Here is a 3283-nt window from a genome sequence, read left to right on the forward strand (position 1 = left end):
CCTTGCCTTGATGCGGGTCAGGGATTGGTATTGAAGGCTCGCAGAGTCACTTTGCAATGACTGGATCCGGGCGCAGCGACGCGCAGCGGAAGAATGATCCTCTCCTCAGCAACTGGAAAAGACTTTCATCGGCTTCGTCAACAACGCGCAAAGCGCATGTTGGCTTGCTGCCGGCACGGCCTCAAATCGTACGTGTGGACGCTAGGCGGTTTGGCAGTCTCAGCCATTGTTCGACCGCCGCATCTTTGGCAGTCCGCTGAGACAAGGCCCAACCAGCGACGAAGGTGCCAGTGACCAACGTGTCCCCTGCTCCCGCTCATCTCGGGATCCGTCTGAAGGGTGGGCTGCGCCATCACTATGTCCAGGTCGGGTCGTCAGGACCGCCCATCGTCTTCGGATTTCTCGATTCCTGGCGGAACTTCCAGGCGACGTTCGCAAGGCTTAAACGGCCCCGGCGACTGATGACCAACGCAGTTCATGTCGAAGGCGTTGAAGCGTATCTGGCGGTCATCGGCGGCCTCGCAATCTTCTTTATGGAATTGATAGAGAAAACTTCTTCTCCAGTAGACTTGGCCAGTGTCGTGCGGGCGCTCCCGTGAAGCTGTCATGTGCATGGGTCTTACAACGGGCTGCGCCCGATCCGCCACTGATAGGGTGGTGGCGTGCCATTGACCGCGTAGTCGCCGACGATGCGATCCTTGTAGATACGTGGGTTGTGCGAAGACAGGGTACGAGCATTGCGCCAATGGCGATCGAGGCCGATCGGCTTTCTGGTCGAGGATGCGCCCAGTGCATCGAAGATAATCGTGGACGCTTGAAGGACCAGATCCGTGACGACCGTCACCGCCTGCGATGTCTCGAGTTCGGCGATGGCGTTGGCCTTCTCCTCGGTATCGGCATCGCCGGCAAAGTGTGCCTGATAAGCGCGTTCGATCGCTTGCGCGACCTGCAAAACAATGGCGCCGGCCGCATAGGCGTTGCTGCGAATGCGGCCAACGACCTGAAGCACCTGCGGATCCTGGCTCGAGCATGGGCCGGCGCCATTGGAGTATGAGCGATTGGGGGCGGCGACGGCGGCAGCGGTCTCGTTGGCGATCGCCCGGCCGATGCCGGCAAGGGTGGCAAGATGCACCAGCTGGTAGAAGGCGGCGCCATAGCGGAACTTGTCATCGTCGACGACGACGTCGTCCGGATCGACCGCGGCATCAGTGAAGATCGTGGTGCCGCTGGCCGTGAGCGTCTGGCCAAAACCGTCCCAGTCATCGATGACATTGACGCCCGGATCGTCGCGGCGCACCTGCAACACGATGCCTTTGCCGTCGAGCCCCGTCGCGCCGACATCGATCCAGTCGGCGAACAGCGAGCCTGTGGTGTAGTATTTGGTGCCGTTGAGCACCAGCCTGTCACCCTTGTTCGAGATGCGAGTCGAGAAGACATCCTGTTTGGCATCGCCGATCTCGGTCCAGGCATTGCCAGCGATCTCGCCACGGGCAATCCGCTCCGCCCAGCGCTTGCGGCTCTCGCCGGCGGTCTTGTTGACGACATCCTCGACAAATCCAAAATGACCGCGCAGCGCCTGGGTGATGTTGGAATCCGCCGCCGACAGTTCGATCAGAATATTGGCGAGTTCGGGCAGCGTCGCGCCAAGACCACCTTCGGCTTCGGGTATGCGCAGCGCGCCGAGGCCCGCCTGCTTCAGCCTCGCAATCTCTTCTGCCGGCAGTTCGCGGCCAAGCTCGCGCTCGACCGCGCCGGCAGCGATCTGTGCAAAGATCGGCCGGAACCGTTCGGCCAGTGTCTCATAGCGGGCGCTGGGGCCTGCGCCCCAGGCGCTGTCGATCTGTGTCATTTTGCATTGTCCTGAAGTTGGCCGTCCCACCCGGCACGGGCGAGGCGGTCAGTGTGGTTTGGCGAGGTCGGCACCGCCCAGGTAAAAGTCCTGGACATCTTCACGGGCTCGCAGTTCCTCTGCCGTTCCCGACAGGACAACACGGCCGTTTTCGAGGATGTAGCCGTAATCGGCATAGCGAAGCGCCAGATTGGCGTTCTGCTCGGCCAGCAGGAAACTGACGCCCTGCTCGCTGTTCAGAACGCGGATGATCTCGAAGATTTCCTGCACGATGATCGGCGCGAGGCCCATTGAAGGCTCATCCAGCAACACAAGGCTAGGCTTGGTCATCAACGCACGGCCGATGGCCACCATCTGCTGTTCGCCCCCGGAAGTCAGGCCGGCCTTGACCTTGCGCTTCTCCTTGAGGCGGGGAAACCATGTGTAGATCCGTTCGACGTCGCGCTGCAGGTCTGCCCTGCCCGGCTTGCGCAGGAAGCCGCCGGAGAGGATATTTTCTTCGACCGTCAATTGCGCAAAGCAATGACGACTTTCCAGCACCTGCACGACGCCTTTGGCGACGAGCCGGGACGCCGAGAGGCCGCTGACCGGCTCGCCCTGCCAGAGGATGCTGCCGCGGCTGACCTTGCCGCGCTCTGGTCCAAGCAGATTGGAAACCGCCTTCAACGTTGTGGACTTGCCTGCGCCATTGGCGCCGAGCAGGGCAACGATCTTGCCTTGCTCGACCTTGAGCGACACGTCGCGCACAGCAAGGATCGCCTGACCGTAGAGCGCTTCCATATTCTGGATCTCGAGGAAGCTTGTTGCTGCAATGGTCATGGGTCGATCCCTGTCTGCGCGGGTTGATGTCAGTTCGTTGCAACGCGGGGCTCGATGCCCTTTTCCTTGGCGTAGGCGGCTGCCTTTGCCTTGATGACGTCGGCAAACAGCGAGGCGTCGGCCTTTATCCAGTCGGTCCTTGTGTCCCAGGACTGGCCGTCCACTGGATGATCTTGGCGGCGATGGTTTCGCCTTTGTGGTTGTCGATGGAGGTTTTCAGCGGGCTGATGAGGCCTTCCGCGCCAAGCTCGGCGATCCGCTTCTGATCGATGTCGAGATGTTCGAGCGCCCACTGGCCTTCGGCGGCGGTCAATGGCCTGTTGCCGAACTTCTTATGCCCGGTGCGCAGCGCCTCGACGAAGGTGATGGCTTCGATCACGCCGTAATTGTAGTAAACCGTGCCGAACTTCGAATTGTCCTTCAGGTCGGACTTGCCCTTGTCGAGGATGTCCGCCTTGAGCGTCTTCAAGATGCCGTAGTCGGTGCCCGGCGGGAAGACGGAGACGGCGAGGTAGCCGTTAGCGACAGCACCCGCCGGGCGAGCGTCGTCTTCCGAACCGCTCCAGATATCGCCGATGATGCGATCGGCGGGGGAGCCGGCGCGCGCCCGGCGGG

General features: G+C 61.7%; 4 protein-coding genes and 1 pseudogene. 1 reads left to right on the forward strand and 4 read right to left on the reverse strand.

Going from position 1 to position 3283, the window contains the following annotated elements:
- Positions 1-290 precede the first annotated feature (290 nt).
- Entirely contained in the window at positions 291-599 is a 309-nt protein-coding gene (locus tag EOA32_RS35245) for a hypothetical protein (protein WP_128374145.1), read from the forward strand.
- Positions 600-619: 20 nt separating this feature from the next.
- Here the strand turns inward: EOA32_RS35245 and EOA32_RS35250 are convergent, their stop codons facing one another.
- The 4 genes and pseudogenes from EOA32_RS35250 to EOA32_RS35260 form a co-directional block, all read right to left on the reverse strand.
- Positions 620-1849, reverse strand: a complete 1230-nt coding sequence (locus EOA32_RS35250; protein WP_128374146.1) for an acyl-CoA dehydrogenase family protein — start codon at positions 1847-1849, stop codon at positions 620-622.
- A gap of 48 nt (positions 1850-1897) precedes the next feature.
- Positions 1898-2668 (reverse strand): ABC transporter ATP-binding protein, encoded by a 771-nt coding sequence (locus tag EOA32_RS35255; protein ID WP_128374147.1) that lies wholly within the window; start codon positions 2666-2668, stop codon positions 1898-1900.
- Between the two features lie 29 nt (positions 2669-2697).
- Positions 2698-2832, reverse strand: a complete 135-nt coding sequence (locus tag EOA32_RS40695; protein WP_281015305.1) for a hypothetical protein — start codon at positions 2830-2832, stop codon at positions 2698-2700.
- Positions 2793-3283 (reverse strand): annotated as a pseudogene (locus EOA32_RS35260) (ABC transporter substrate-binding protein); the annotation flags it as partial. The gene EOA32_RS40695 and the pseudogene EOA32_RS35260, both read right to left, overlap by 40 nt.

Origin of the sequence: Mesorhizobium sp. M1A.F.Ca.ET.072.01.1.1, from assembly GCF_004023325.1 — a bacterium.
GTDB lineage: Bacteria > Pseudomonadota > Alphaproteobacteria > Rhizobiales > Rhizobiaceae > Mesorhizobium.

Coding starts and splice junctions, on each gene's coding strand:
- EOA32_RS35255 (WP_128374147.1), bottom strand. CDS start 2,668: ATGACCATTGCAGCAACAAGCTTCCTCGAGATCCAGAATATGGAAGCG.
- EOA32_RS35250 (WP_128374146.1), bottom strand. CDS start 1,849: ATGACACAGATCGACAGCGCCTGGGGCGCAGGCCCCAGCGCCCGCTAT.